The sequence below is a fragment of the Microbacterium testaceum genome, from assembly GCF_006539145.1.
GTDB classification, from domain to species: domain Bacteria; phylum Actinomycetota; class Actinomycetes; order Actinomycetales; family Microbacteriaceae; genus Microbacterium; species Microbacterium testaceum.
Genome location: NZ_BJML01000006.1, coordinates 18,958 through 42,790, shown reverse-complemented (window position 1 = coordinate 42,790; position 23,833 = coordinate 18,958). Strand labels below are relative to the sequence as shown.

Genomic DNA, 23,833 nt, shown 5'->3' with positions numbered 1-23,833 from the left:
CGTGCGGGCTGAGCCGTGCCCGCTGTGCCGTGCCCGCTGTGCCGTGCCCGCCGCGTCGTGCCTACGCGGTCGCGGGGGCGGTGCCGGGAAGGCGGTTGCGCCACTGGGGGAGGGGGATCACGATGCGGTGGGCGGGATCGCCGTCCCACTCGACCGGCAGGCCGGCCTCGGCGAGAGCGTCGGCGACGATCCGCCCGACGCGGGCATCGGTCTGTCGCCAGACCTCGCTGCGCGCGGCCTCGTCACCGACGTCGGCCGCCGCGAGAAGCCCGGGGTCGAGATCGCGCAGGGGCGCGAAGGCGCTGAAAGTGAGGAACAGGTGCGCGGGCTCCTCGGCGAGTCGCTCGGCGTCCTGCTGGTGGAAGAAGGTGTAGGCCCACTCGCGGAACTGCGGTGCACCCGTCTCGTCGTTCGGCGCGGGCGTGCGCTCGTCGTCGATCTCAGCGGTTCCGCACGTATTGCAGCAGGTGAAGTCGGCGCGGGCGACGAAACCACGTGCCTCGAGGATCGCGAACGCCGTGCGCAGGCGGTCGCCCTCCGTGACGGACGGCCACCCCTCCTGCACGCGGCGGCGCTCGGCCCAGACCTCGCGCACCACGGCCTCGGCCGTTGCAGCATCGTCGAGCTCGTGGACGTCCTGCACCTGCTGCACGACCTCATCGAAGTCGCGGAAGCCGGGGATGATGGCATCCTGAGCTGTCCGTCTGAGCTCCGCGAGGGCAGCGTCGGTCGCGGGGGGAGCGGCCTGCGGGGCGGGGACATTCTTGCCGAACAGGCGATCCAGGAATCCCATGCGTCCCAGTGAACCAGCTAGCGTCGGGGAATGCCCGATCCGCGTCACACCCGCATCGATGTCGGTCCCTTCCACCTCGACGCCGTTCCCGAGTCGGCGCGGTGGCGGGCCGAAGGGCGAGGCGGCGACGCCCCGGTCGAGGGCGGGTGGAGCGACTGGGTCGCGTTCGCACAACGCATCCTGCAGGCCGACGAACTCTGGCGAGGCCTCGAGGCGCGCGGAGACGCGTGGGACGAGGGATTCGCAGCGGCTCAGGATGTGGCGGCGGCGAACCCGTACCGGTGAGCCGGCGGGACGCGCGTGCTACTGAGGCGTCTCGACGAGGAGGAGACTCTGGCGGGTGTCGGCGAACTTCACCCAGCCGTCACCGAAGAGATAGGTCAGGCCGTAGCCGTCGGCACCGCGACCGCCGAGCCAGTCGGGGTTCTCGGTGACGTAATCGCCGGTGGCGTCGCGCTCCAGCTTCCAGCCGGAGGCGACGAGGTCTTTCTCCGCCTGCTGCGCGGTCGCGTCGTCGATGGGGGCCCAACCGAAGATCTGCACGCGGTCGGAGGCGACCTTCGCGTCGCCCCACTTGCACTGGATGCCGTCGTCGAGGGCGGTCGCGCCGATGCGGAACGGCTCTTCCTGCGAGGTCCACCCGAGGCTCTTGAAGTCGTCGACGGTGGACTTCGGGATGATGTTCTCGCAGGTCGGATCGATCGGAGCCGTCGTCGGCGTCGCGCTGGTGTCGGTGTCAGGTGCGGGAAGGTCGGTCGCGGTCGCGCTGGCTGCGACGCTCGGAGCGGCGTCGGGCGTCGAGGTGCAGCCCGCGAGCACGAGCGCCGCGAGCAGACCGGTGGTGATCAGCAGGGGTGTGCGTGCGCGCTTCATCGGGGGCCCTCCTCGTGCAGCAGGGCGAAGAAGTCGTCGTGCAGAATGCCGTTCGTCGCGAGAGATGACCCGGCGTCGAGACGGTCGGTTCCGTCGAACGCCGTGAAGCGTCCGCCGGCCTCACGGACGATCGGGGCGATCGCCGCGATGTCGTACTCCTTCACACCGAACTCGGCGACGAGCTCGAGGCGGCCCTCGGCGAGCCACATGTACGGGAGAGCGTCGCCGTACGCGCGGTCGCGCCACACGGCCCGTGCGAGCTTCTCGAGGGTGGGGACGAGGTCGACGTCGTCCCACTGCTCGATGCTCTGGAAGCTGATGCTGGATGCCGAGACCTTGTCGATCGCGGAGACGGAGATGCGTCGGGTGTCGCCGGCGGTGGTGGTGGTCCACGCGCCGTGGCCGTCAGCGGCCCACCAGCGTCGGCCGATGGCGGGCTGACTGACGACACCGACCCGGGGGACGCCGTCGACGGTCAGGGCGATGAGCGTCGCCCAGACGGGAATTCCCCGCATGTAGTTGTGGGTGCCGTCGATGGGGTCGATGACCCAGCGGCGGGATGTGTCGCCCGAGGTGCCGTATTCCTCACCGAGGACGGAGTCGCCGGGGCGCTCGGCATCCAGGATCTGACGGATCGCGCGCTCGGTGGCGAGGTCGGCCTCGGTGACGTGCGTGCGGTCGGGCTTCGTGTCGATCCGGAGGTCTGCGGAATCGAAGCGCTCCATGGCGACCGCGTCGGCGGCATCGGCCAGACGGAGGGCGAGCGCGAGATCGTCGGTCAGGTCCGCGAGGGGCGCGGCGGGCTCTTCGAAGGAGGACACGGCTCAAGGATAACCGGCACTCCTGGCTCGATTTGGTGTGCTCGAGTCACGACTGGTAGTGTCATTCCTCGGCGCGGAGAGCGAAACTTCGGCCGAACGGAACGCACCTCTAGCTCAATCGGCAGAGCAACTGACTCTTAATCAGTGGGTTCTGGGTTCAAGTCCCAGGGGGTGCACAAGTTACCGCCCCGCACCAGGCATCACTGGTGCGGGGCGGTTCGTCGTTCTGCGGATGCAAGATCACTTCAGAAGCGAGCGGTCGAATCGAGTCGGCCAAGCAAGCGCTGTACCCCTGATGATGACTACCCAGCCCAGGAAGAACGCGGCCAACCCTCCGACGAGCGTGAGCGCGGGCCAGAAGAAGTCATAGGCCGGTATCGGCTTCGGAGTGGCTTCGGCGAAGATGGGCACGTAGCTGAACCACGCCCCGAACACCTGGACACCCATGCCGATGATCTGAGACCCCTTGATCACGGTGAGCACCGTGCCCCCCACGAGAAGGGCTGCCCCGCCGACCAGGAGGCCGGTGATAGCAAAGCCGCGCTGCCCAGTCTTCATGTGCCCCCCCCAATGGAATCGCGTGCGGCGATTCTGGCACGCGCCGCATGCGTGATCGCGTACGCGACGTGCGAAGAACCGTGAAGACGGTGTGGCGCCCTCGCGCCTCAGTTCTCGCGGGGGTCTCATTCGCCTTGGCACGCGCCCATGCGTCAGGCGGCGCGTTGCTCCGTCAGTTCCGCGATGAGCGCGATCTCGTGCGGCTGCCATCCGTACTCGTAGGGCAGATATGTCGTGAGCACCTGCATCGGTGACGAGAGGGTCGTAGAGATGCCGTGGCGCGCGTTCCGGGCGTCGGGGTCTCGATCGCGTACGGCGATCTGAAGCTCGGAGACGAGTTCTCGAGCGCGCAGGATTCCGTAGGCGTCGACCACGAGACGCCAGTCCGCGATGGTCAAGGTCGTCCACGCTCGTGAGACGGCTGTGGTCTCTCGGGCGACGGGCAGGAAAAGCATGACGATCGCGGCGGCGACGAGTGCGTTGGCGAGGAGCGCCGCAGCCAAGGAGCTCACGCCGAATGGCGCGGCGCCGAAGACGGCGTCCGACCCGTTCGTCAGAAAAGCCAGCGCGCGCGTGGCGCAGTGGAGGGCGTAGAAGGCCGTTGCGACGGCGATGACGATGCGGGGTGGCCGGGGTAAGACCGTGTTGTGCAGTGCCAGTGTCGCGCAGGCGCCGCAGGCGAGGGCCAGCGTGCAGAGGAGCACGATGCGCGCTGCGTCAGGTGGAAGCAACACCGAACTCGTGGCGACCGTCAGCCCCGCGAGGAGTGTCGCGCCCGCTGCGAAGCGTGCGAGACGCTGCCGCACCATGGTCATCGCGACGCACATGAGGCCGATGGACACAACGAACGTGGTGTCGGCGGGGAAGGTGACGGAGACGACGTTCACATCGCGGTCTCCGATGAGACGCATGACGGCCGACCCGACGGAGAGCGCCGCGGCCGCGGCGGCGATTCTCAACGCGGCGGCGCGGGGATCCAGGGGGAGGGGTCGGGCGAAGGAGTACGCAGCGACGACGATGGCGACAGCGACAGAGACGATGACGATCCCCACCGACAACAGCAGCATGATTCCCCGTGACCCCCGGCTCGGAACGCTACTGGGGGATCCCGCGCCTTTCAAATCGCCGCGTCTACCCTGCGCAATCCTCCTGCGCGGGGTTCCGGTGCCCGGCAGGATGGAACGACGCGCCGCACGCGGCGCACGACGAACCCGGGAGGTTCCCATGGCCGACGACGAGATGTGGGATGTCACCGACATCCAGGGCACCCCGACGGGAACTCTGCACCGACGCGGCGATGGTCCCGTGCCGACGGGGTCGTTCCACATCGTGGCATCCGTGTGCCTGGTGTCGTCGAGTGGGCGGGTCTTGATGAGCCTGCGGGCCGCGGGCAAGGATTACCCGTTGGCGTGGGAGTTTCCCGCCGGCAGTGCCCTACGCGGAGAGACCAGCCGTACGGGCGCGGTGCGCGAGCTCGCCGAAGAGACCGGGATGGTGCGGGCTCCCGACGATCTCGTGCTCGTCGGACGCGTCGTGGAAGAGAGAGCCCTGTTCGACCTGTGGGTGGCTCGCATCGAGGGAGAGCCGGTGCCCGTGCCCGACCCGGAGGAGGTTCAGGATGCCGAGTGGGTCACCCTCGACGTCGTGCACCAGCGATGGCAGGACGGTGTGTTCGCGACGCCATGGAACGCCCGGTTCGATCAGCTGTGGGAGACGCTGGAGCAACGGGTCGCAGAGATGCGCGACCGCGTCGACGGCGCCTAGAACCGCCCCCTTCCCCGGCACGCCCACGAAGCATCCCCTCCGCGGCGATTCGCCGGACGGAGGGGATGTTCGTGTGCGGGACGGGTGGTCTCCGCACTGGCGGGTCGTGGCGCCTACGGCACCTGCACCAGAAGATTCGGCGAGGTGAGGGCGTTGCTGATCCGGCCCGACACGGCATCGCCCAGGATCGTCGAGGTCACGTCCGGCATGCAGGGAGGGGCCGCACCTTTCGGCCGGCCCCTCCGTGTCGGGCGTTGCTCCCTGGCGTCAGGCCGCGTCCCCGATGAGAACGGCGGCACCCTCGTCAGCGGCATCCGCGTGCGATCCGTCGACGTGGGCGAGAAGACGCCGCCCGAAGAGGATGCACGCGCTCGCGATCACGACCGACACGGCGGCCATCACGTAGGGCACTCCGGCGCCGTAGGCGTGCCACAGCAGAGCGGCGAGCGGGGGAGCGACCGCACCGCCCAGGAAGCGCACGGCGGAGTAGGCCGACGACGCGACCGAGCGGGGAAGGTCGGTGGCTTCCATGACCGCTTCGGTGAGCGCGGTGTTCACGACACCCAGCACCAGGCCGCCCACGATGATGCACACGACCAGAGCGACGGCCGACGACACGATGAACGCGGCGACGAGCAGGTCGAGGGCCAGCAGCGGCAGGGCGATCAGCAGGACCGTCGTCAGTCGCAGGCGACGCAGCAGCAGGGGAGCGACCCAGACGCTCGTGATCGCCAGGCCCACGCCCCAACCGAAGAAGGTCAGGCCGATGCCCATCGCCCCGAACCCGAGGGGGAACGGCGAGAACGCAAGCAGCGTGAAGAAGCCGATGTTGTAGAACAGCGCGGTCGCCGCGAGGATCGCCAGCGCCGGGCGGCCCAGGGCGCGGAACGGCGCGCTGAAGGGGAGTGGGGTGCGCACGGGCTTGGGGCCGCGCAGCAGGACCGCCACCGCGAGGAACGCGATGGCCATCAGAACGACGACGCCGAAGAACGGCCCACGCCAGCTGACTTCACCCAGGATGCCGCCGAGCAGCGGTCCCACGGCGATGCCGAGGCCCAGCGCGGCTTCGTAGAGGATGATCGCGGCGGAGCTCCCGCCGGATGCGGCGCCCACGATCGTCGCCAGCGCGGTCGAGATGAACAGGGCGTTACCCAGACCCCATCCGGCGCGGAAGCCGATCACCGCGTCGACACTGCCGCTGATGGCGCAGAAGAACGCGAACACGACGATCAACCCGAGACCGACGAGCAGGGTCGCCTTGGCGCCGATGCGGCTCGAGATCCAGCTGGTGATGAGCATCGCCAGACCGGTCACGACGAGGTAGCTGGTGAACAGCAGTTCCGTCTCGACCGGGGTGGCCTTCAGGGAGTCCGCGATCGCGGGAAGGATCGGGTCGACGAGACCGATGCCCATGAACGCGACGACGCATGCGAAGGCGACGGCCCAGACCTGCGCGGGCTGTTTCCAGACGCTGGGCGCCTTGCTGACTGCTGCGGTACCGGCACTCACCGGACCACCTCCTGTTCTTCTGCGGATCCCGTGGGGGCTCCGCGATCTTCGGTCGGATCGGCGTCGTCTTCGTCGTCGGTGGTTTCGTTTCGACCCGCGGACGTCGGCGCCATCCCCACGCGGAGCGAGAGCGCGGCGGCGGCGACGCCCACGGCATCCCACTCCCTCTCGGAGAGGTCGGCCACGTGCGGCGCGAGGGCCGCGCGGAACTGCTCGTACCACCCGGCCAGCGCGTCGAGGCCCTTCGCCGTGGCGGCGATCACGCTGACGCGCGAGTCGTCGGGCAGGCGGCGGCGCTCGACGAGTCCCGCCTCGTCCATCTGGTGAACGAGGCGGGTCATGCCGGGCTGCGTCACGCGACTGAGTGTCGCGAGATCGCCCAGCCGCTGAGGACCGTGGTCGCGCAGGAGCGTCAGCGTGCGCCACTGCGCGGCGGGGGCGTCGGTCTGGGTGTCGAGAGCCGCGACGCGGGTGAGGGCGTGCACCGCGAGCAGAAGGGTCTGCAGGTCGTCGTGGCGGGTCATATCAAGAAGTATACCCCCGGTATATACCTGGGGTATCTAATCGGACGGGATCACCGGGCGGCGATGCGCGTAGACAACTGATGTGCGTGCGCGAGAAGGATGCGTCCGAGCTCCGCGAGGCGCTCGCCGCCGAAGCGGAACTCCACCCCTGTCAGGCTGAGAGCCCACTGCGGGTCGCCCGCGCGGGTGAACACGGCCGCGCCGAGGCCGTAGCTCCCCTCGACGATCAGCCCAGGGTTCACCGCGTATCCGCGCGCCTGCGTGTCACGGATCCGCGCGCGCAGACGCCCGGGGGAGTGTGACACCCCCCACTTCTCGGGGAGCTCCGGATGTCGCTCGAGATAGGCATCCACCTCGCTCGACGGCAGGAATGCGAGGATCGCCAACCCCGCCGAGGCCACCCCGAGCGGAAAGCGCACCCCCTCCGACAGCACGAACGAGCGGATCGGGAAGCTCCCGTCCTCGCGCACCAGGCACACCGTCTCGTCGCCGCGCCGCACCGACAGGAAGGCGCTCTCCTCGGTTCGCACCGCCAGGGAGCGCACGATGTCGCGCGCGGTCGAGGTGATGTCGAACCGGGATGCCGCGACACTCCCCATCAGGTAGAGCTCCGGCCCCGGCAGCCAGTGACCGGTCGGCTCGTCGCGGTCGACGAGCCCCTCGGCGCGGAGGGCGCTGAGGAGGCGATACGCGGTCGGTCGCGTCAGATCGGCGTCGCGCGCGAGGTCGCCGACCGGCGCGCCGGTCTCGCCCGCGGCCGTGACGAGGCGCAGGAGTCGAGCGGCACGCGAGATGGCCTGGGCGCCGGGAACGGATCGCGATGCAGTGTCCACGATGTGGACGCTATGCCCCGCGTCATCCACATGGCAAGAGCGCGGTCGACGCCGCGGGCCCACCCGGCGCACCGTAGGAGCACGAAACGAAGGAGTTCGCGTGATCGACAAGACCGTCGCTTCGGCCGCCGAGGCCGTCGCCGACATCCCCGACGGAGCGTCGCTCGCCGTCGGAGGGTTCGGACTCTCGGGCAACCCCGTCGCCCTCATCGAGGCTCTGCTCGCCCAGGGGACCCGCGACCTGTCGGTCGTGTCGAACAACTGCGGCGTCGACGACTGGGGGCTCGGTGTCCTGCTCGGGGCCGGCCGCATCCGCAAGATGACCTCGTCGTACGTCGGCGAGAACAAGGAGTTCGAACGGCAGTTCCTCTCGGGCGAACTCGAGCTCGAGCTCACCCCGCAGGGCACCCTCGCCGAGAAGCTCCGGGCCGGCGGGTCGGGGATCGCGGCCTTCTACACGCAGACCGGCGTGGGCACCCAGGTCGCCGAGGGCGGCCTGCCGCGTCGCTACGACGGGGCAGGCGGCATCGCGGTGGCGTCGCCGGTCAAGGACGTGCGTACGTTCGAGGTGAACGGCGAGCAACGCGAGTTCGTGCTCGAAGAGGCCATCACCACCGATTTCTCGCTCGTGCACGCCTACAAGGCCGATCGTCACGGCAACCTCGTCTTCCGCAAGGCCGCGCGCGCCTTCAACCCCCTCGCCGCGATGGCCGGCCGCACCTGCATCGTTCAGGTCGAGCACCTCGTCGAACCCGGCGAGCTGGATCCGGATGCCGTGCACCTCCCCGGTGTCTACGTGCACCGCATCGTCGAGGTCGGCCCCGACATCCCCAAGCGCATCGAGAAGCGCACCGTGAGTGAGCAGACCCGCTGATGGTTCTCTCCCGCACCGGAATGGCCGCCCGCGCCGCTCGCGAGCTCGCGGACGGCTCCTACGTCAACCTCGGCATCGGCCTGCCCACCCTCGTGCCCAACTACGTGCCCGACGGTGTGACGGTCGTGCTCCAGTCAGAGAATGGCATCCTCGGCGTCGGTCCCTACCCGACCGAAGATGCCGTGGATGCCGACCTCATCAACGCCGGCAAAGAGACCGTGACCACCCTCCCGGGGTCGGCGTTCTTCGACTCGGCGCTGAGCTTCGGAATGATCCGCGGCGGCAAGATCGACGCCGCGATCCTCGGGGCGATGCAGGTGTCGGCATCCGGAGACCTGGCCAACTGGATGATCCCGGGCAAGATGGTGAAGGGCCCGGGCGGAGCGATGGACCTCGTCCACGGCGCCGCCCGCGTGATCGTGCTGATGGAGCACGTCGCCCGCGACGGCTCGCCGAAGATCGTCGACGAGTGCTCGCTGCCGCTCACCGGCCGCGGCGTCGTCGATCGCATCATCACCGACCTCGCCGTCCTCGATGTGACGGAGGATGGACTCGTGCTCGTCGAGCTCGCCCCCGGGGTGAGCGTCGACGAGGTGCGGGACGCCACCGAGCCCGCGCTGACCGTGAGACTCACCGAGGAGATCGCATGACCACCGAGAACGACGTCGTCATCGTCGCCGCCGCCCGGACCCCGCAGGGGCGCTTGAAGGGCCAGCTCGCCCCGCTCACCGCGGTGCAGCTCGGCGCTACCGCGATCCGCGGGGCGCTCGAGCGCGGCGGCATCCCGGCCGACACCGTCGATGCGGTGCTCGTCGGCCAGGTGCTGCAGGCCGGGGCCGGGCAGAACGCCGCGCGACAGGCCGCGATCGCCGCGGGTATCGGATGGGACGTGCACAGCGCCACGATCAACAAGGTCTGCCTCTCGGGCCTCACGGCGATCATCGACGCCGCGCGCATGCTGCGCCTCGGCGACGCCACCGTCGTCGTCGCCGCGGGTATGGAGTCCATGACCCGCGCCCCGCACCTGTTGATGAACTCGCGCGACGGCTACGCGTACGGCTCGGTCGAGGTGCTCGACCACCTGGCATTCGACGGCCTCACCGACGCCTACGACCGCGAGAGCATGGGCGCGTCGACCGAGCGCGCGAACGCCCGGTACGAGGTCACGCGCGAAGCTCAGGATGCCGTGGCCGCGCGCTCCCACCAGCGCGCCGCCGCCGCGCAAGCGGAGGGGATCTTCGACGCCGAGATCGTGCCGGTGTCGATCCCGCAGCGGAAGGGCGACCCGGTCGTGGTCACCGCCGACGAGGGCATCCGCGCCGACACGACGGTCGAGACGCTCGCGAAGCTGCGCCCCGCCTTCATCGAGGGCGGCTCGATCACCGCGGGCAACGCCTCGCAGATCTCCGACGGCGCGTCGGCGGTGGTCGTCACCACCCGAGCGATCGCCGCCGAGCGCGGGTGGGATGTGCTGGCCGTCGTCGGCGCCTCAGGTCAGGTCGCCGGCCCCGACAACTCCCTGCACGACCAGCCCGCCCGCGCGATCGCCCGGGCGCTCGAGAAGCAGCAGATCTCGGCCTCCGAGCTCGATCTCGTCGAGATCAACGAAGCCTTCGGCGCGGTCGTCGCCCGCTCGCAGGCCGAGCTCGGCCTCTCCGACGAGGTCGTCAACCCGCACGGCGGCGGCATCGCGATCGGTCACCCGATCGGCGCGTCGGGCAACCGCCTCGTCGTGCACGCCGTGCACGAGCTGGTGCGGCGGGGCAGCGGTACGGCCGCGGTCGCGCTCTGCGGCGGTGGGGGTCAGGGCGACGCGCTGATCCTGACCCGCTGACGTCACCCGCACCCACGGCGGAGGGATGCCGCGACCTCGAGGCCACGGCATCCCTCCGGCCGTCGTGAAGTCAGCGTGCGAGGCGCTTCTTGAAGAGCTTCTCCTGCTTCTTGGAGACGGGGGAGTCGCCCGCGATCACGCGCCCCCGGCGCGCGCGACGCGTGTCGACGACCGCGCCGATCGCGAGAGCCAGCGTGATGCCCCAGCTGAGCCATGCCAGCGCCGTGCGCCAGGTGAACGGCTCGTCGTTCTTGAGGCCCCTCAAGAGGGTGATGCCGCCGGTGATGGCGCTGAGAAGACCGGTTCCGAAGATGTACTGCCGCATGCGCCCAACCTATCGAGCGGGGCGCTCCGGCGTCGGACCTTGACAGGAGCGGGTCGATTCCCGGAACGACCTCGCGCAATCCGTCCACCCCCTCGACGCGATCGCACCCGCTGTTAGCCTGAGGAAGATCCCCGAGGAGGACCTGTGCCCCAGGCCGATTTCGTCGTCGTCGCCAACCGACTGCCCGTCGATCGCACCCCCGACGGAGAGGGGTGGAGACGCTCACCCGGTGGTCTCGTCACCGCGCTCGAACCGGTGATGCGCAGCGCCGAGGGCGCGTGGGTCGGGTGGGCGGGACAAGCCGATGTGACCGTCGAGCCCTTCGACTTCGAGGGCACGCACCTCGTTCCGGTGCCCCTGTCGGCCGCAGACGTGCAGCTGTACTACGAGGGCTTCTCGAACGACACCATCTGGCCGCTCTACCACGACGTCATCGCCGCGCCCACGTACAAGCGCGCGTGGTGGGACGCCTACGTCAAGGTGAACGAGCGCTTCGCCCGTGCCGCCGCCGACGTCACCGCCGAAGGCGGGATCGTCTGGGTGCAGGACTACCAGCTCCAGCTCGTTCCCAAACTGCTGCGCGAACTCCGCCCCGACCTGACGATCGGCTACTTCCACCACATCCCGTTCCCCGCCTACGGCCTGTACTCGCAGCTGCCCTGGCGCAAACAGGTGCTCGAGGGGCTGCTCGGCGCCGATGTCATCGGCTTCCAGCGCGTGGCGGATGCCGGCAATTTCGCCCGGGCCGTGCGGCGTCAGCTGCGATACGAGACCAAAGCCAGCGGCATCCTGGTCCCCGACTCCGCGGGCGGCACGCGCGTGGCTCTCGCGAAGGCGTTCCCCATCTCGATCGACGCCGACTCCTACATCGAGCTCGCGCAGAAGCCCGAGATCCAGCAGCGCGCGAAGGAGATCCGCGAGGGTCTCGGCAACCCCCGCAAGATCCTCCTGGGCGTCGACCGCCTGGACTACACCAAAGGCATTCGCCACCGTCTGAAGGCGTGGGGCGAGCTGCTCGAAGATGGTCGGGCCACCGTCGAGGACGCGACCCTCGTGCAGGTGGCGAGCCCGAGCCGCGAGAGGGTCGATGCCTACGTGCAGTTGCGCGACGAGATCGAGATGACCGTCGGGCGCATCAACGGCGACTACGACACCACCACGCACACGGCCATCCGCTACCTGCACCAGTCGTACCCGCGCGAAGAGATGGTCGCCCTGTTCCTCGCCGCCGACGTCATGCTCGTGACGGCGCTCCGCGACGGGATGAACCTCGTCGCGAAGGAGTACGTCGCCAGCCGCATCGACAACCGCGGCGTGCTCGTGCTGAGCGAGTTCGCGGGGGCCGCCGACGAGATGGGCAGCGCGCTGCTCGTCAACCCTCACGACATCGACGGCCTGAAAGACCAGATCCTGCGGGCGATCGACATGCCCGCCGCCGAGCAGGGCCGCCGCATGCGCGCCCTGCGAAAGCGCGTGCGCGACCACGACGTCGAGGACTGGTCGCGTGAGTTCCTCGACGCGCTGTCGGTCTTCCACGAGAAATCGTCGAGCGCCGCCGCGGCGGCCGAGGTCGGCGAGGGCGACGACGGTTCGGTCCCCGAACGCGAGCCCATCGACGAAACGGATGCCGAATGACCGCCGCCGACGTGACGTTCGACGTGACCGCTGCCGGCGTCACGAGAGGGGTGGATGCCGAGTGACCGCAGCAGACGCGACCGTCGAGGCCGTCGCCACCACCGACACGCTCCTCGTCGCCCTCGACTTCGACGGCACGCTGTCGCCGCTCGTCGACGAGCCGATGTCGGCGCGGATGACCCCGGGTGCCCGGGTCGCGGTCGACGCCCTCGCGATGCTTCCGCGCACGGTCGTCGCGCTGGTCTCGGGGCGCTCGCTCGGACACCTGCGCGAGATCTCCGAGCACGACGATTCCTCGCCCATCTGGCTCGCGGGCTCGCATGGCGCGCAGTTCTGGATTCCCGGGGCGGGTGCCCAGGCTGCCGGCGACGACGAGACCGACATCGCCTTGCGTGACCGCCTGCAGAAAGACGTCACGGACCGCACCGCCGACATGCAGGGGGTCTGGATCGAGCCGAAAGAGTACGGCCTCGGCGTGCACACGCGCACCGCGGATGCCGACACCGCCGACGCCGCGCGATCGCTCGTGGACCAGCTGCTCGCGGCGGAGGCGCCGTCGTGGCGTCGACGCACCGGACACGACATCCTCGAGTTCTCGTTCCGACACGAGGGCAAGGATTCCGCCGTGGCACGGTTGCGCGAGCGCGTCGGGGCGACGGCCGTGCTCTTCGCCGGCGACGACGTCACCGATGAAGATGCTCTGAGCTCCCTGGATGCCGGTGACCTCGGCGTGCGCGTGGGCGGGGGAGACACCGCGGCGACGCTGCGCGTGGAGGACATCGACGCCTTCGTGGCGGTGCTGGATGACGTCGCACGCCTGCGCCGAGCGCACATCCACTGAATCGACGCCGGTTCGACCCGCCCCGTTCGCGTCACGTCGTCGGCGCGCGCAATAGACTTCGACAATGCCCGCACCGCAGAATCCGAACACCGGCGAGTTCGACATCAAGCCCCGCAGTCGCGTCGTCACCGACGGCATCGAAGCCACCACCTCCCGCGGAATGCTCCGCGCGGTCGGCATGGGCGACGAGGACTGGGACAAGCCCCAGATCGGCATCGCGTCGAGCTGGAACGAGATCACCCCCTGCAACCTCAGCCTCGATCGCCTCGCGCAGGGTGCGAAAGAGGGGGTGCACGCCGGCGGCGGCTACCCGCTCCAGTTCGGCACCATCTCCGTCTCCGACGGCATCTCGATGGGCCACGAGGGCATGCACTTCTCGCTCGTCTCGCGCGAGGTCATCGCCGACAGCGTCGAGACCGTCATGATGGCCGAGCGCCTCGACGGGTCCGTGCTGCTCGCGGGCTGCGACAAGTCGATCCCGGGCATGCTCATGGCATCCGCTCGACTCGATCTCTCGAGCGTCTTCCTCTACGCGGGTTCGATCGCGCCGGGCTGGGTCAAGCTCAGCGACGGCACCGAGAAGGACGTCACGATCATCGACTCGTTCGAGGCCGTCGGCGCGTGCCTCGCGGGCAAGATGAGCGAGGCCGACCTCAAGCGCATCGAGTGCGCGATCGCGCCCGGTGAGGGCGCGTGCGGTGGCATGTACACCGCCAACACCATGGCATCGGTCGCCGAGGCGCTCGGTCTCAGCCTCCCGGGTTCGGCCGCCCCGCCCTCCGCCGACCGCCGCCGCGACTACTTCGCCCACCGCTCGGGAGAGGCCGTCGTCAACCTGCTGCGGCAGGGCATCACCACTCGCGACATCCTCACCAAAGAGGCGTTCGAGAACGCCATCGCCCTCGCCATGGCGCTCGGCGGCTCGACCAACGTCGTGCTGCACCTGCTCGCCATCGCGAACGAGGCCGAGGTCGAGCTGAACCTGCACGACTTCAACCGCATCGGCGACCGCACGCCGCACGTGGCCGACATGAAGCCCTTCGGTCAGTACGTGATGAACGACGTCGACCGGCACGGCGGCATCCCGGTCATCATGAAGGCCATGCTCGACGAGGGTCTGCTCCACGGCGACGCGCTCACCGTCACGGGCAAGACGCTCGCCGAGAACCTCGCCGACCTGAACCCCGACCCGGTCGACGGCAAGGTCATCCACTCGTTCGACGACCCGATCCACGCCACCGGCGGCATCACGATCCTGCACGGCTCGATGGCCCCCGAGGGTGCCGTGGTGAAGTCGGCGGGCTTCGACGGCAACGTCTTCGAGGGTCCCGCTCGCGTGTTCGAGCGCGAGCGCGGCGCGATGGACGCCCTCGAGGCGGGCGAGATCACCGCCGGCGACGTCGTGGTCATCCGCTACGAGGGCCCCAAGGGCGGTCCCGGTATGCGCGAGATGCTCGCGATCACCGCCGCCATCAAGGGCGCGGGGCTCGGAAAAGATGTACTACTGTTGACGGACGGACGATTCTCAGGCGGCACAACCGGCCTGTGCATCGGCCACATAGCTCCCGAAGCGGTGGACGCAGGTCCTATCGCCTTCGTGCGCGATGGTGATCTGATACGGGTCGATATCGCCGCTCGCACTCTCGACTTGATCGTCGATGACGCCGAGCTGAGTTCCCGCCGCGAAGGCTGGGAACCGCTTCCCCCGCGCTATACCCGTGGCGTTCTGGCCAAGTACTCCAAGCTCGTGCACTCCGCCGCGGAGGGCGCGGTCACGGGCTGACGGCCGTCCCCCTTCTCACCTTCTCCCGGTTCTCGAGGTACTCCCATGTCCATCGATTCCTCAACGACGGCCGTGCCGCGGCCGCCCGCCCGCACCGCTCCGGCGCCCGTGATGACCGGCGCGCAGGCGGTCGTCCGATCGCTCGACCTGCTCGGCGTCACCGATGTCTTCGGTCTGCCGGGCGGGGCGATCATGCCCGTCTACGACCCGCTCATGGACGACGAGCACGTGCGCCACATCCTCGTGCGTCACGAGCAGGGCGCCGGCCACGCGGCCGAGGGCTACGCCGCCGCCTCCGGCAAGGTCGGCGTCGCCATCGCGACGTCGGGCCCCGGCGCGACCAATCTCGTCACTGCGATCGCCGATGCCTACATGGACTCGGTGCCGCTCGTGTGCATCACCGGCCAGGTGTTCTCGACGCTCATGGGAACGGATGCCTTCCAGGAGGCCGACATCGTCGGCATCACCATGCCGATCACCAAGCACTCCTTCCTGGTGAAGTCGGCCGACGAGATCCCCGGCGCGATCGCCGCGGCGTTCGAGATCGCCTCGACCGGTCGCCCCGGTCCCGTGCTCGTCGACATCACGAAGGACGCGCAGCAGGCCGAGGCGCCGTTCGTCTGGCCCCCCAAGGTCGAGCTCCCCGGCTACCGGCCCGTCACCAAGGCCCACGGCAAGCAGATCCAGGCCGCGGCCCAGCTGCTCGCCACCGCCAAGAAGCCCGTGCTCTACGTCGGCGGCGGCACCATTCGAGCGAACGCGTCGGCCGAGCTGAAGGTGCTGGCCGAGGCGACCGGTGCACCGGTGGTCACGACTCTCATGGCGCGCGGTGCGTTCCCCGACTCGCACGAGCAGCACCTCGGCATGCCCGGTATGCACGGCACCGTTCCCGCGGTGCTGGCGTTGCAGGAGAGCGACCTCATCGTTTCGCTGGGTGCCCGCTTCGACGACCGTGTGACCGGCAAGGCGGCGCTGTTCGCCCCCCACGCCCAGGTGGTGCACGTCGACATCGACCCCGCCGAGATCTCCAAGATCCGCACGGCGGACGTACCGATCGTGGGCGATCTGAAAGAGGTGCTCGTCGACCTCGACGCCGCCTTCCGGGCCGCCGACGCCGAGAACCCGCATGACTACACCGAGTGGTGGACCTACCTGAACGGCCTCCGCGAGGAATTCCCGCTCGGGTACACGCCCACCACCGATGGTCTGCTCTCGCCGCAATACGTCATCCAGCGCATCGGCGAGATGACCGGACCCGAGGGCGTCTTCGCCTCGGGCGTGGGCCAGCACCAGATGTGGGCCGCGCAGTTCATCAAGTACGAGCGCCCCAACGCGTGGCTGAACTCCGGCGGCGCAGGCACCATGGGGTACGCCGTGCCCGCGGCCATGGGCGCCAAGGTGGCCCAGCCCGAGCGAGCCGTGTGGGCGATCGACGGCGACGGCTGCTTCCAGATGACCAACCAGGAGCTCGCGACCTGCGTCATCAACGACATCCCGATCAAGGTCGCGATCATCAACAACTCCTCGCTCGGCATGGTGCGCCAGTGGCAGACGCTGTTCTTCGACGGACGCCACTCCAACACCGACCTGAACACGGGTCACGGCACGCGCCGCGTCCCCGACTTCGTCAAGCTGGCCGAGGCGTACGGGTGCCTGGCGATCCGCGTCGAAAAGGAAGACGAGATCGATGCGGCCATCCAGCTCGCGCTCGACACGAACGACCGCCCGGTCGTCATCGACTTCGTCGTGAGCGCCGACGCGATGGTGTGGCCGATGGTCCCGCAGGGCGTCAGCAACAGCTACGTCCAGTACGCGCGCGATCACTCGCCCACCTTCAACGAGCAGGAGGACTGAGATGTCCCGCCACGTTCTGAGCCTCCTCGTCGAGGACAAGCCCGGTCTGCTCACGCGCGTCGCGGGCCTCTTCGCCCGTCGCGGCTTCAACATCGAGTCGCTCGCCGTGGGCGTCACCGAGGTGCCGGGTCTCTCGCGCATCACGGTCGTCGTCGACGTCGAGGGTCTGCCGCTCGAACAGGTGACCAAGCAGCTCAACAAGCTCATCAACGTCATCAAGATCGTCGAGCTCGACCCCGCCAGCTCCGTGCAGCGCGAACACGTGCTCGTCAAGGTGCGCGCCGACAACGCCAGCCGCTCCAACGTGCTCGAGGTCGTCAACCTCTTCCGCGCGTCGGTCGTCGACTACGCCCCTGACGCCATCGTGATCGAGATCACCGGCGACTCGGGCAAGGTCGCCGCCTTCCTCAAGGCGATCGAGCCGTTCGGCGTGAAAGAACTCGCGCAGTCGGGCCTGCTCGCCGTCGGTCGCGGCGGCAAGAGCATCACCGAGCGCGTCCTGCGCGGCTGAATTCCTCAACTTCCACTCACCAGCGGCCCCTGAGCGGGGGCCACGATTCAAGGAGAAACATCCTCATGGCAGAGATCTTCTACGACGACGACGCCGACCTCTCGATCATCCAGGGCAAGAAGGTCGCGATCGTCGGCTACGGCTCGCAGGGTCACGCGCACGCGCAGAACCTCCGCGACTCCGGTGTGGAGGTCGTCATCGCGCTCAAGGACGGCTCCAAGTCTGCCGCCAAGGCGCAGGAAGACGGCTTCGAGGTCAAGAACGTCGCGGACGCCGCCGAGTGGGCCGACCTGATCATGATCCTGGCGCCCGACCAGCACCAGCGCTCGATCTTCGCCGACTCGATCAAGGACAAGCTCACCGAGGGCAAGACGCTCGCCTTCGCGCACGGCTTCAACATCCGCTTCGGCTACATCGACGCCCCCGAGGGTGTCGACGTGATCCTCGTCGCCCCCAAGGCTCCCGGTCACACCGTGCGTCGCGAGTACGTCGCGGGCCGCGGCATCCCCGACATCATCGCCGTCGAGCGCGACGCCTCGGGCTCGGCCTGGGACACCGCCCTCTCGTATGCGAAGGCCATCGGCGGCACCCGCGCCGGCGTCATCAAGACGACGTTCACCGAAGAGACCGAGACCGACCTGTTCGGTGAGCAGGCCGTGCTCTGCGGTGGCATGAGCCACCTCGTGCAGGTCGGCTTCGAGACCCTCGTCGAGGCGGGCTACCAGCCCCAGATCGCTTACTTCGAGGTGCTGCACGAGCTCAAGCTCATCGTCGACCTCATGTGGGAGGGCGGCATCGCCAAGCAGCGGTGGTCGATCTCCGACACGGCCGAGTACGGCGACTACGTCTCGGGCCCCCGCGTCATCTCGTCCGACGTCAAGGCCAGCATGAAGGCCGTCCTCAGCGACATCCAGTCGGGTGCCTTCGCGGAGCGCTTCATCGCCGACCAGGACAAGGGCGCCCCCGAGTTCCTCGAGCTCCGCGAGAAGGAGCAGGGTCACCCCATCGAGGCGACCGGCAAGGAGCTCCGCGGCCTCTTCGCGTGGAAGCAGCAGGACACCGACTACGTCGAGGGCTCGGCCGCGCGCTGATCCGTCCGACGCGAACGCCCCGGGACCCCGCGGTTCCGGGGCGTTCGCGTTCTCCGCGGCGTCGTTCGGGTCTGGATGCCGCGGACCCCGGCGATCGGCGGGGCGCGACCCGGGCGCGGGGGAGCGCCGCTAGCGTGGTCCCGTGAGCACTCCGCGCGATGACGACGCCCTGTCCTGGGGCGGTGACGACGACCCCACCCTCGACGTCGGCGACAAGCCTGCGCCGACGCGTTCCGCCGAGACCGAGCCGCGGGTCGAAGCCGAGCCCCTCGAGCCCCTGCAGCCCGAAGCGCCCGCCGCAGCGCCGGTCGCCCGGCATCCTGAGCCTGCCGCTTCCGAGCCGACCGCCGTCGCGGTGACCGATGGCGAGGAGCTGGATGCCGGCCACGCGGCGCCCCTCGGAAACGTCGGCCTCGTCGGCATCGGCATGGTCGCGGCGACCTTCCTTCTCTTCGCGATCGGGTGGCTGCTCGCGGGACTCCGCCTGAACGGGCTGGGGCTTCCCATCCCGTCGGTGACCGTCATCGCGCTCACGATCGGTGCCGCCCTCGCGCCCGTCGTGTGGTTCGTCGCGGTGCTCGCACTGACCCGTAAGTGGCGCACCTGGCAGCGGTTCCTGTTGCTGATCGTGGGAATCGTGCTGCTCGTTCCCTGGCCCTTCCTGTCGTTGGGAGCTTTCGCATGAGCACCCCCGCCCGCACCCGCCACCTGCCGACCTGGCTCCTCGTCACAATCTCGGGCCTGTTCGGACTCTTCTACGCCTACGTCGTCTGGAGCTCGGTCGCTCTGCTCATCCAGCAGGTCAACGGCCCGCTCGGGCTCAACGGCCTGGGCTGGTTCGTCTACATCCTGCCGATCGTGTTCCCCCTCCTCGCGTTCGGCGTCGCCTTCGCGATCGGCCAGCGCCGCAAGGCGGGCGAACTCGCGGTCGTTCTGCTCGCTGGCCTGACGCTCTCCGCCGCGTTCTGGCTCGCGATCGTCGGCTACGGCACCACGTCGTACGGTCTGTACGGCGGTTGACGCGGCGGGTTTCCGGCATCCGGGACCTCCTTCTGCCCGGTGCGGCGCCCATGGGCGGGAGACTGCACCCCGCTGACAGGTGGGCGTCATTCTGACGCGGGTTCGTCAGCGAGATGCAGTCTCGCGATGCTGAGCGTCCGCCCGCTGCCCTGTCGTCCGCCGTCACACGGTCGGGTGCGGCGTCGCCCCCGCGCTAGGCTGGCAGACGGCCCGCACGGGTCGCGCGCCCGGTTCGCGCCGGTGGTGTGCGACGGTGCGCGGCAGCCCCCAGCACCGTTTCGAAGGACGCATCCGTGACGAAGCCCGTCGTGCTCATCGCCGAAGAACTCTCTCCCGCCACGATCGACGCGCTCGGCCCCGACTTCGACGTGCGCAACGTCGACGGGACCGACCGCCCCGCGCTGCTCTCGGCTCTGGCCGAGGCGCACGCGGTGCTCGTGCGCTCGGCCACTCAGATCGACGCCGAGGCCCTCGCGGCCGCGCCGTCGCTGAAGGTGGTCGCCCGCGCCGGTGTCGGCCTCGACAACGTCGACATCAAGTCGGCGACCGCGGCCGGTGTCATGGTCGTCAACGCGCCGACCTCCAACATCATCTCGGCTGCCGAGCTGACGGTCGGGCACGTCCTGAGCCTCGCGCGCCGCATCCCGGCGGCGCACGCCTCGCTCGCGCAGGGCCTGTGGAAGCGCAGCTCGTTCACCGGCACCGAGCTGTTCGAGAAGACGATCGGCATCATCGGTCTCGGTCGTATCGGCGCGCTCATCGCCGCACGTCTGCAGGGTTTCGACATGCGCGTCATCGCGTACGACCCGTACGTCACCGCGGCTCGCGCGCAGCAGCTCGGCGTGCAGCTCGTCTCTCTCGACGAACTGCTCGAGCAGAGCGACTTCGTCACGATCCACATGCCGAAGACCCCCGAGACGACGGGCATGATCGGCGCCGAGCAGCTGCGTCGTATGAAGAAGACCGCCTATGTCGTCAACGTCGCTCGCGGTGGTCTCATCGACGAAGAGGCGCTCTTCGACGCGCTCACGGCCGGTGAGATCGCGGGCGCCGGACTCGATGTCTTCACGACAGAGCCCCCGGTCGAGGGCGGCCCCGCGCGCAAGCTCCTCGACCTGCCGAACGTCGTCGTCACGCCCCACCTCGGCGCGAGCACCGAGGAAGCGCAAGAGAAGGCCGGCGTCTCGGTCGCGCGCTCGGTCAAGCTGGCGCTCGAGGGAGACCTCGTCCCGGATGCCGTGAACGTCGCGGGCGGTGCGATCGATCCCTTCGTGCGTCCCGGTATCGCCCTCGTCGAAATGCTCGGCCAGTTCTTCAGCGGTCTCGCGGACAGCGCGCTCACGAGCCTGGACATCGAGGTGCGCGGAGAGCTCGCGCAGTACGACGTCAGCGTCTACCGCCTGGCCGCGCTGAAGGGCTATTTCAGCCGGATCGTCAGCGAGAGCGTCTCGTACGTCAACGCCCCGCTGTTCGCCGAACAGCGCGGTGTCGAGGCGCGTCTGGTCGTCGAGGCCGAGAGCCCGCTCTACCGCAACATCACCATCCTCCGCGGCACCCTGGCCGACGGGTCCACGCTCGAGGTCGCGGGCACGCTCGCCGGCACGCGGATGGTCCCGAAGGTCGTCTCGATCAACGGCTACGAGATCGAGGTGCCCATCGAACAGCACCACGTCGTCATGCGCTACGCCGACCGTCCGGGCATCGTCGCGATCTACGGCCAGAAGCTGGGGGAGGCGGGCATCAACATCGCGGGCCTCCAGGTGGCGGCACCGGATGCCACGGGTCGTGCGCTCTCGGTGCTGACGGTGGACTCGCCCGTTCCCGACGAGATCCTCGGCGCCATGCGCGAGGCCGTCGGCGCCGACCTGTTTCGGCAGATCGACATCGTCGAGGGCTGAGGCCCGGTCGTCAGGGGGAGGGGGTCGCTGCGGCGGCCCCCTCTTCCGTTGTTCTGGGCCGGCGCGTCGGAGATTCAGGGCCCGCGCAAAATCGAGGGGTTCACACTGCGCGAGTGGCCCTGGTCCTTCGCGTCGTCTCCGCCTGTCTCGGCATCCTCTTCCTCGTCGCGGGGGTGGCCGATGTCGTGCGCCGCACCCCCTGGGGCCTCCTCGGCGTGATCGGGGGAGTGTTGATCCTGCTCGGCGTGGTCATGGACCTTCGGCGCGAGCGCCGCGAACGGCGGGCGGAGCGGCAGCGAGACTGACCCGGGCCCTCGGCCGCGCTTTACGTGGTCGCGGCGACGACGCGGGCGATGAGCGCATCGAGGTCGGCACCCTCGAGAGTCGGCCCGGGCAGTGCGTTCAGATCGAGAACGGCGTTGAAGTACAGCCCGTCGCTCACCAGCAGCACCATCTGCAGCGCCGTCTCGTCACGGGTGTGCGCGCGGAGGCTGTTCTCCCACAGCTCGCGGACGCGGCGGAGCGATGCCGTAGCGGCGTCGCTGCCGTTCTGGGCGAGGCGGGACACGGCGAGGATGGTGACGTCAAGCGGCGAACCGGTGTTCTGCGAGGAGCGCAGGTGTGCGGCGACGACCCCCTCGTCCGACCTCTCGATCTCGGCGACGTCTTCGTCGGCGAGCCGCTCGAGCCGTTCGACGAGCGCCGCCTCGAGAGCGCTCTTCGAGCTGAAGTGGTAGAGCAGTCCACCTTTCGACACCCCGGCGCCGCGCGCGGTGGCATCCATCGTGGCGGCGCGCTCGCCCTCGTCGACGAGGATGCGGCTGAAGGCGTCGAGGACGGCTTCGCGGGCGAGAGGGGGGCGGCTCATGACTCCTCGATCGTACTGGCGGCGGGGTGGCCTGCTCTGTCACTATACCGGCTGGACGGTTTAGAAACGGACTCCCTCATGCTCACCTCGTTGCCCACCTCGGAAATCTCCGTGACCCGCGCCGGTTGGCGGGGATGGTTCGCGCTGGCGGTGCTCATGCTGCCCGTGCTGCTCGTCTCGGTCGACAACACGGTGCTGAGCTTCGCGCTGCCCGAGATCGCGCTGTCGCTCCAGCCCTCGAGCATCGAGCAGCTGTGGATCATCGACGTCTACCCGCTCGTCCTCGCCGGACTCCTCGTGACGATGGGCACGCTGGGCGATCGTTTCGGTCGCCGCCGCATGCTGCTCATCGGTGCGACCGGTTTCGCGGCGGTGTCGGCGCTGTCGGCGTTCGCCCCCACCGCGGCCCTGTTGATCACCGGGCGCGCGCTCATGGGCGTCTTCGGCGCCATGCTCATGCCGTCCACCCTGTCTCTGCTGCGCAGCATCTTCCGCGACCGCGACCAGCGCCGGATCGCGATCGCCGTGTGGGCCTCCGGATTCTCTGCGGGGGCCGCACTCGGTCCGATCGTCGGCGGATTCCTGCTCGAGCACTTCACCTGGGGCTCGGTCTTCCTGATGGCCGTGCCGGTGCTCGTGCCGCTCGTCGTTCTCGCGCCGTTCTTCGTGCCCGAGAGTCGCGACCCCCAGCCGGGCCGGTTCGACCCCCTCAGCGTTCTCCTCTCGCTCGCGACAATGGTGCCGATCGTCTACGGCATCAAGAAGCTCGCCGTCGACGGCCCGATGTCGCTCGCTCCTGTGCTGTTCGTCGTCGGGGTGGTGTTCGGGTGGCTGTTCGTCCGGCGTCAGCGCCGCTTGACGACGCCCATGCTCGACATGACACTGTTCCGCCAGGGCACGTTCTCCGGCGCGATCCTGGTGAACCTGCTGAGCGTCGTCGGACTCGTCGGCTTCTTGTACTTCGTCGCTCAGCACCTGCAACTGGTCGTCGGTCTCTCCCCGATGGTCGCGGGGTTCGCTCTCCTGCCGGGGCTCGTTCTCATGATCATCTCGGGGCTCGCGGTCGTGCCCGTGGCGAAGCGATTCCCGTCGCAGATCGTCGTGCCCGTCGCCCTGTCGTTCTCGGTCGTCGCGTACATCATGGTCGCGGTCTCCACGGGCGACCTGACGCTGCTGATCGTCGCGTTCGCCCTGCTGGGTATCGGAATCGGCGCCGCCGAGACGGTCTCGAACGAACTGATCCTCTCCAGTGCCCCTTCTGCGAAGGCCGGCGCGGCCAGCGCGGTCTCCGAGACCGCCTACGAGGTGGGTGCCGTCCTGGGCACAGCTGTGCTCGGAGGCATCCTCGCCGCGTTCTACCGGGCGCAGCTCGTCCTGCCCGCCGGGCTTCCGGATGCCGCGGCCCACGCCGCCCGAGAGACCCTCGCCGGCGCGGTGGCCGTCTCGAACACCCTCGACGACGTCGCCCTGGCCGATGCCCTGCGCACCGCCGCTGCACACGCTTTCGACTCCGGCGTCGTCGTCACCGCGCTGATCGGCGCGGCGCTGATCGTCGTGGCCGCGGTCATCGCTGCCACTACCCTGGGAGGATCCCGCAGCACGTCGAAGCAGTGACGTGCCCGAG

The 23,833-nt window shown here is 69.4% G+C and carries 26 protein-coding genes and 1 tRNA gene; 17 read left to right on the top strand and 10 right to left on the bottom strand.

Translation table 11 applies throughout. The features are described 5' to 3' along the window. Nucleotides 1-61: 61 nt before the first annotated feature. Nucleotides 62-793, bottom strand: a complete 732-nt coding sequence (locus MTE01_RS09960; RefSeq protein ID WP_174799678.1) for a DUF6891 domain-containing protein — start codon at nt 791-793, stop codon at nt 62-64. Nucleotides 794-823: 30 nt separating this feature from the next. Here MTE01_RS09960 and MTE01_RS09955 point away from each other — a divergent pair, with 30 nt between their 5' ends. Next, on the top strand, nt 824-1,078 hold the full coding sequence (locus MTE01_RS09955; RefSeq protein ID WP_141377253.1) for a hypothetical protein: 255 nt from the start codon (nt 824-826) through the stop codon (nt 1,076-1,078). Between the two features lie 18 nt (nt 1,079-1,096). On the opposite strand, the gene MTE01_RS09950 is transcribed toward MTE01_RS09955, so the two are convergent. Further along, the gene (locus MTE01_RS09950; protein WP_141377251.1) at nt 1,097-1,666 is read right to left on the bottom strand and encodes a hypothetical protein; all 570 of its coding nucleotides are present in this window, start codon (nt 1,664-1,666) and stop codon (nt 1,097-1,099) included. Beyond that, nucleotides 1,663-2,487: an inositol monophosphatase family protein gene (locus MTE01_RS09945; protein ID WP_141377249.1), complete on the bottom strand. Its 825-nt coding sequence runs from the start codon at nt 2,485-2,487 to the stop codon at nt 1,663-1,665. The genes MTE01_RS09950 and MTE01_RS09945 overlap by 4 nt, the downstream gene beginning before the upstream one ends. A gap of 103 nt (nt 2,488-2,590) precedes the next feature. Between MTE01_RS09945 and MTE01_RS09940 the strand changes: the two genes are divergently transcribed. Continuing rightward, nucleotides 2,591-2,663 (top strand) — tRNA-Lys (locus tag MTE01_RS09940). 64 nt (nt 2,664-2,727) lie between these two features. On the opposite strand, the gene MTE01_RS09935 is transcribed toward MTE01_RS09940, so the two are convergent. Both MTE01_RS09935 and MTE01_RS17065 read right to left on the bottom strand, forming a co-directional pair. Then, nucleotides 2,728-3,045: a hypothetical protein gene (locus MTE01_RS09935; RefSeq protein ID WP_141377247.1), complete on the bottom strand. Its 318-nt coding sequence runs from the start codon at nt 3,043-3,045 to the stop codon at nt 2,728-2,730. Between the two features lie 152 nt (nt 3,046-3,197). Continuing rightward, nucleotides 3,198-4,112, bottom strand: coding sequence for a hypothetical protein (locus MTE01_RS17065; RefSeq protein ID WP_170210674.1), 915 nt, complete (start codon nt 4,110-4,112; stop codon nt 3,198-3,200). Between the two features lie 157 nt (nt 4,113-4,269). On the opposite strand from MTE01_RS17065, the gene MTE01_RS17060 reads away from it, so the two are divergent. Beyond that, the gene (locus tag MTE01_RS17060; RefSeq protein ID WP_170210673.1) at nt 4,270-4,809 is read left to right on the top strand and encodes an NUDIX hydrolase; all 540 of its coding nucleotides are present in this window, start codon (nt 4,270-4,272) and stop codon (nt 4,807-4,809) included. A 267-nt stretch (nt 4,810-5,076) separates the two neighbouring features. Here MTE01_RS17060 and MTE01_RS09920 read toward each other — a convergent pair whose 3' ends face one another. Genes MTE01_RS09920 through MTE01_RS09910 form a run of 3 tightly spaced genes read right to left on the bottom strand, consistent with a single transcriptional unit; the run spans nt 5,077 to nt 7,675 of the window. After that, nucleotides 5,077-6,318 carry an MFS transporter gene (locus tag MTE01_RS09920; protein WP_103208776.1) on the bottom strand — a complete coding sequence of 414 codons (1,242 nt, stop codon included), beginning with the start codon at nt 6,316-6,318 and terminating at the stop codon, nt 5,077-5,079. Then, nucleotides 6,315-6,842: a MarR family winged helix-turn-helix transcriptional regulator gene (locus MTE01_RS09915; protein WP_103208778.1), complete on the bottom strand. Its 528-nt coding sequence runs from the start codon at nt 6,840-6,842 to the stop codon at nt 6,315-6,317. Before MTE01_RS09915 ends, MTE01_RS09920 begins: the two co-directional genes overlap by 4 nt. Before the next feature lie 50 nt (nt 6,843-6,892). Continuing rightward, nucleotides 6,893-7,675, bottom strand: a complete 783-nt coding sequence (locus MTE01_RS09910; RefSeq protein WP_103208781.1) for an IclR family transcriptional regulator — start codon at nt 7,673-7,675, stop codon at nt 6,893-6,895. 100 nt (nt 7,676-7,775) lie between these two features. On the opposite strand from MTE01_RS09910, the gene MTE01_RS09905 reads away from it, so the two are divergent. Genes MTE01_RS09905 through MTE01_RS09895 form a run of 3 tightly spaced genes read left to right on the top strand, consistent with a single transcriptional unit; the run spans nt 7,776 to nt 10,383 of the window. After that, a complete protein-coding gene (locus MTE01_RS09905; protein WP_141377240.1) occupies nt 7,776-8,549 on the top strand; it encodes a CoA transferase subunit A in 774 nt (257 codons plus the stop codon). Further along, nucleotides 8,549-9,199, top strand: a complete 651-nt coding sequence (locus tag MTE01_RS09900; protein ID WP_174799676.1) for a CoA transferase subunit B — start codon at nt 8,549-8,551, stop codon at nt 9,197-9,199. The genes MTE01_RS09905 and MTE01_RS09900 overlap by 1 nt, the downstream gene beginning before the upstream one ends. Then, nucleotides 9,196-10,383, top strand: a complete 1,188-nt coding sequence (locus tag MTE01_RS09895; protein WP_141377238.1) for an acetyl-CoA C-acetyltransferase — start codon at nt 9,196-9,198, stop codon at nt 10,381-10,383. The genes MTE01_RS09900 and MTE01_RS09895 overlap by 4 nt, the downstream gene beginning before the upstream one ends. 70 nt (nt 10,384-10,453) lie before the next feature. Here the strand turns inward: MTE01_RS09895 and MTE01_RS09890 are convergent, their stop codons facing one another. Then, nucleotides 10,454-10,708, bottom strand: coding sequence for a cytochrome c-type biogenesis protein (locus tag MTE01_RS09890; RefSeq protein WP_103208787.1), 255 nt, complete (start codon nt 10,706-10,708; stop codon nt 10,454-10,456). Nucleotides 10,709-10,852: 144 nt separating this feature from the next. Between MTE01_RS09890 and MTE01_RS09885 the strand changes: the two genes are divergently transcribed. The 10 genes from MTE01_RS09885 to MTE01_RS09840 all read left to right on the top strand — a co-directional run bounded on the left by MTE01_RS09885 (nt 10,853) and on the right by MTE01_RS09840 (nt 21,646). Then, a complete protein-coding gene (locus MTE01_RS09885) occupies nt 10,853-12,343 on the top strand; it encodes an alpha,alpha-trehalose-phosphate synthase (UDP-forming) (RefSeq protein WP_116239951.1) in 1,491 nt (496 codons plus the stop codon). Nucleotides 12,344-12,404: 61 nt separating this feature from the next. Beyond that, entirely contained in the window at nt 12,405-13,184 is a 780-nt protein-coding gene (gene otsB / locus MTE01_RS09880) for a trehalose-phosphatase (RefSeq protein ID WP_246078195.1), read from the top strand. Between the two features lie 64 nt (nt 13,185-13,248). Beyond that, the gene (ilvD, locus tag MTE01_RS09875) at nt 13,249-14,967 is read left to right on the top strand and encodes a dihydroxy-acid dehydratase (RefSeq protein WP_115917888.1); all 1,719 of its coding nucleotides are present in this window, start codon (nt 13,249-13,251) and stop codon (nt 14,965-14,967) included. A 45-nt stretch (nt 14,968-15,012) separates the two neighbouring features. Next, complete coding sequence (locus tag MTE01_RS09870) at nt 15,013-16,821, top strand: acetolactate synthase large subunit (RefSeq protein WP_116239949.1); 1,809 nt, start codon at nt 15,013-15,015, stop codon at nt 16,819-16,821. A gap of 1 nt (nt 16,822) precedes the next feature. Next, entirely contained in the window at nt 16,823-17,332 is a 510-nt protein-coding gene (gene ilvN, locus MTE01_RS09865; protein ID WP_056230635.1) for an acetolactate synthase small subunit, read from the top strand. A 65-nt stretch (nt 17,333-17,397) separates the two neighbouring features. Further along, nucleotides 17,398-18,423, top strand: a complete 1,026-nt coding sequence (gene ilvC, locus MTE01_RS09860; RefSeq protein ID WP_141377234.1) for a ketol-acid reductoisomerase — start codon at nt 17,398-17,400, stop codon at nt 18,421-18,423. A gap of 142 nt (nt 18,424-18,565) precedes the next feature. Beyond that, nucleotides 18,566-19,108, top strand: a complete 543-nt coding sequence (locus MTE01_RS09855; protein ID WP_141377231.1) for a DNA polymerase III subunit gamma/tau — start codon at nt 18,566-18,568, stop codon at nt 19,106-19,108. Next, nucleotides 19,105-19,443, top strand: a complete 339-nt coding sequence (locus MTE01_RS09850; protein ID WP_141377229.1) for a bacitracin resistance protein — start codon at nt 19,105-19,107, stop codon at nt 19,441-19,443. Before MTE01_RS09855 ends, MTE01_RS09850 begins: the two co-directional genes overlap by 4 nt. A gap of 293 nt (nt 19,444-19,736) precedes the next feature. Continuing rightward, the gene (gene serA, locus MTE01_RS09845; RefSeq protein ID WP_103208803.1) at nt 19,737-21,341 is read left to right on the top strand and encodes a phosphoglycerate dehydrogenase; all 1,605 of its coding nucleotides are present in this window, start codon (nt 19,737-19,739) and stop codon (nt 21,339-21,341) included. 113 nt (nt 21,342-21,454) lie between these two features. Continuing rightward, entirely contained in the window at nt 21,455-21,646 is a 192-nt protein-coding gene (locus MTE01_RS09840; protein ID WP_103208805.1) for a hypothetical protein, read from the top strand. A 20-nt stretch (nt 21,647-21,666) separates the two neighbouring features. On the opposite strand, the gene MTE01_RS09835 is transcribed toward MTE01_RS09840, so the two are convergent. Beyond that, nucleotides 21,667-22,209 (bottom strand): TetR/AcrR family transcriptional regulator, encoded by a 543-nt coding sequence (locus MTE01_RS09835; RefSeq protein ID WP_141377227.1) that lies wholly within the window; start codon nt 22,207-22,209, stop codon nt 21,667-21,669. A gap of 78 nt (nt 22,210-22,287) precedes the next feature. Between MTE01_RS09835 and MTE01_RS09830 the strand changes: the two genes are divergently transcribed. Next, entirely contained in the window at nt 22,288-23,823 is a 1,536-nt protein-coding gene (locus tag MTE01_RS09830; protein ID WP_103208809.1) for an MFS transporter, read from the top strand. The last annotated feature ends 10 nt before the right edge of the window (nt 23,824-23,833 follow it).

What these genes read in the sequence shown, in the direction of transcription:
- MTE01_RS09960 (WP_174799678.1), bottom strand. Translation starts at nt 793, where the DNA reads ATGGGATTCCTGGATCGCCTGTTCGGCAAGAATGTCCCCGCCCCGCAG.
- MTE01_RS09955 (WP_141377253.1), top strand. Translation starts at nt 824, where the DNA reads ATGCCCGATCCGCGTCACACCCGCATCGATGTCGGTCCCTTCCACCTC.
- MTE01_RS09950 (WP_141377251.1), bottom strand. Translation starts at nt 1,666, where the DNA reads ATGAAGCGCGCACGCACACCCCTGCTGATCACCACCGGTCTGCTCGCG.
- MTE01_RS09935 (WP_141377247.1), bottom strand. Translation starts at nt 3,045, where the DNA reads ATGAAGACTGGGCAGCGCGGCTTTGCTATCACCGGCCTCCTGGTCGGC.
- MTE01_RS17065 (WP_170210674.1), bottom strand. Translation starts at nt 4,112, where the DNA reads ATGCTGCTGTTGTCGGTGGGGATCGTCATCGTCTCTGTCGCTGTCGCC.
- MTE01_RS17060 (WP_170210673.1), top strand. Translation starts at nt 4,270, where the DNA reads ATGGCCGACGACGAGATGTGGGATGTCACCGACATCCAGGGCACCCCG.
- MTE01_RS09915 (WP_103208778.1), bottom strand. Translation starts at nt 6,842, where the DNA reads ATGACCCGCCACGACGACCTGCAGACCCTTCTGCTCGCGGTGCACGCC.
- MTE01_RS09900 (WP_174799676.1), top strand. Translation starts at nt 8,549, where the DNA reads ATGGTTCTCTCCCGCACCGGAATGGCCGCCCGCGCCGCTCGCGAGCTC.
- MTE01_RS09895 (WP_141377238.1), top strand. Translation starts at nt 9,196, where the DNA reads ATGACCACCGAGAACGACGTCGTCATCGTCGCCGCCGCCCGGACCCCG.
- MTE01_RS09890 (WP_103208787.1), bottom strand. Translation starts at nt 10,708, where the DNA reads ATGCGGCAGTACATCTTCGGAACCGGTCTTCTCAGCGCCATCACCGGC.
- ilvD (WP_115917888.1), top strand. Translation starts at nt 13,249, where the DNA reads ATGCCCGCACCGCAGAATCCGAACACCGGCGAGTTCGACATCAAGCCC.
- MTE01_RS09870 (WP_116239949.1), top strand. Translation starts at nt 15,013, where the DNA reads ATGTCCATCGATTCCTCAACGACGGCCGTGCCGCGGCCGCCCGCCCGC.
- ilvN (WP_056230635.1), top strand. Translation starts at nt 16,823, where the DNA reads ATGTCCCGCCACGTTCTGAGCCTCCTCGTCGAGGACAAGCCCGGTCTG.
- ilvC (WP_141377234.1), top strand. Translation starts at nt 17,398, where the DNA reads ATGGCAGAGATCTTCTACGACGACGACGCCGACCTCTCGATCATCCAG.
- MTE01_RS09850 (WP_141377229.1), top strand. Translation starts at nt 19,105, where the DNA reads ATGAGCACCCCCGCCCGCACCCGCCACCTGCCGACCTGGCTCCTCGTC.
- MTE01_RS09835 (WP_141377227.1), bottom strand. Translation starts at nt 22,209, where the DNA reads ATGAGCCGCCCCCCTCTCGCCCGCGAAGCCGTCCTCGACGCCTTCAGC.
- MTE01_RS09830 (WP_103208809.1), top strand. Translation starts at nt 22,288, where the DNA reads ATGCTCACCTCGTTGCCCACCTCGGAAATCTCCGTGACCCGCGCCGGT.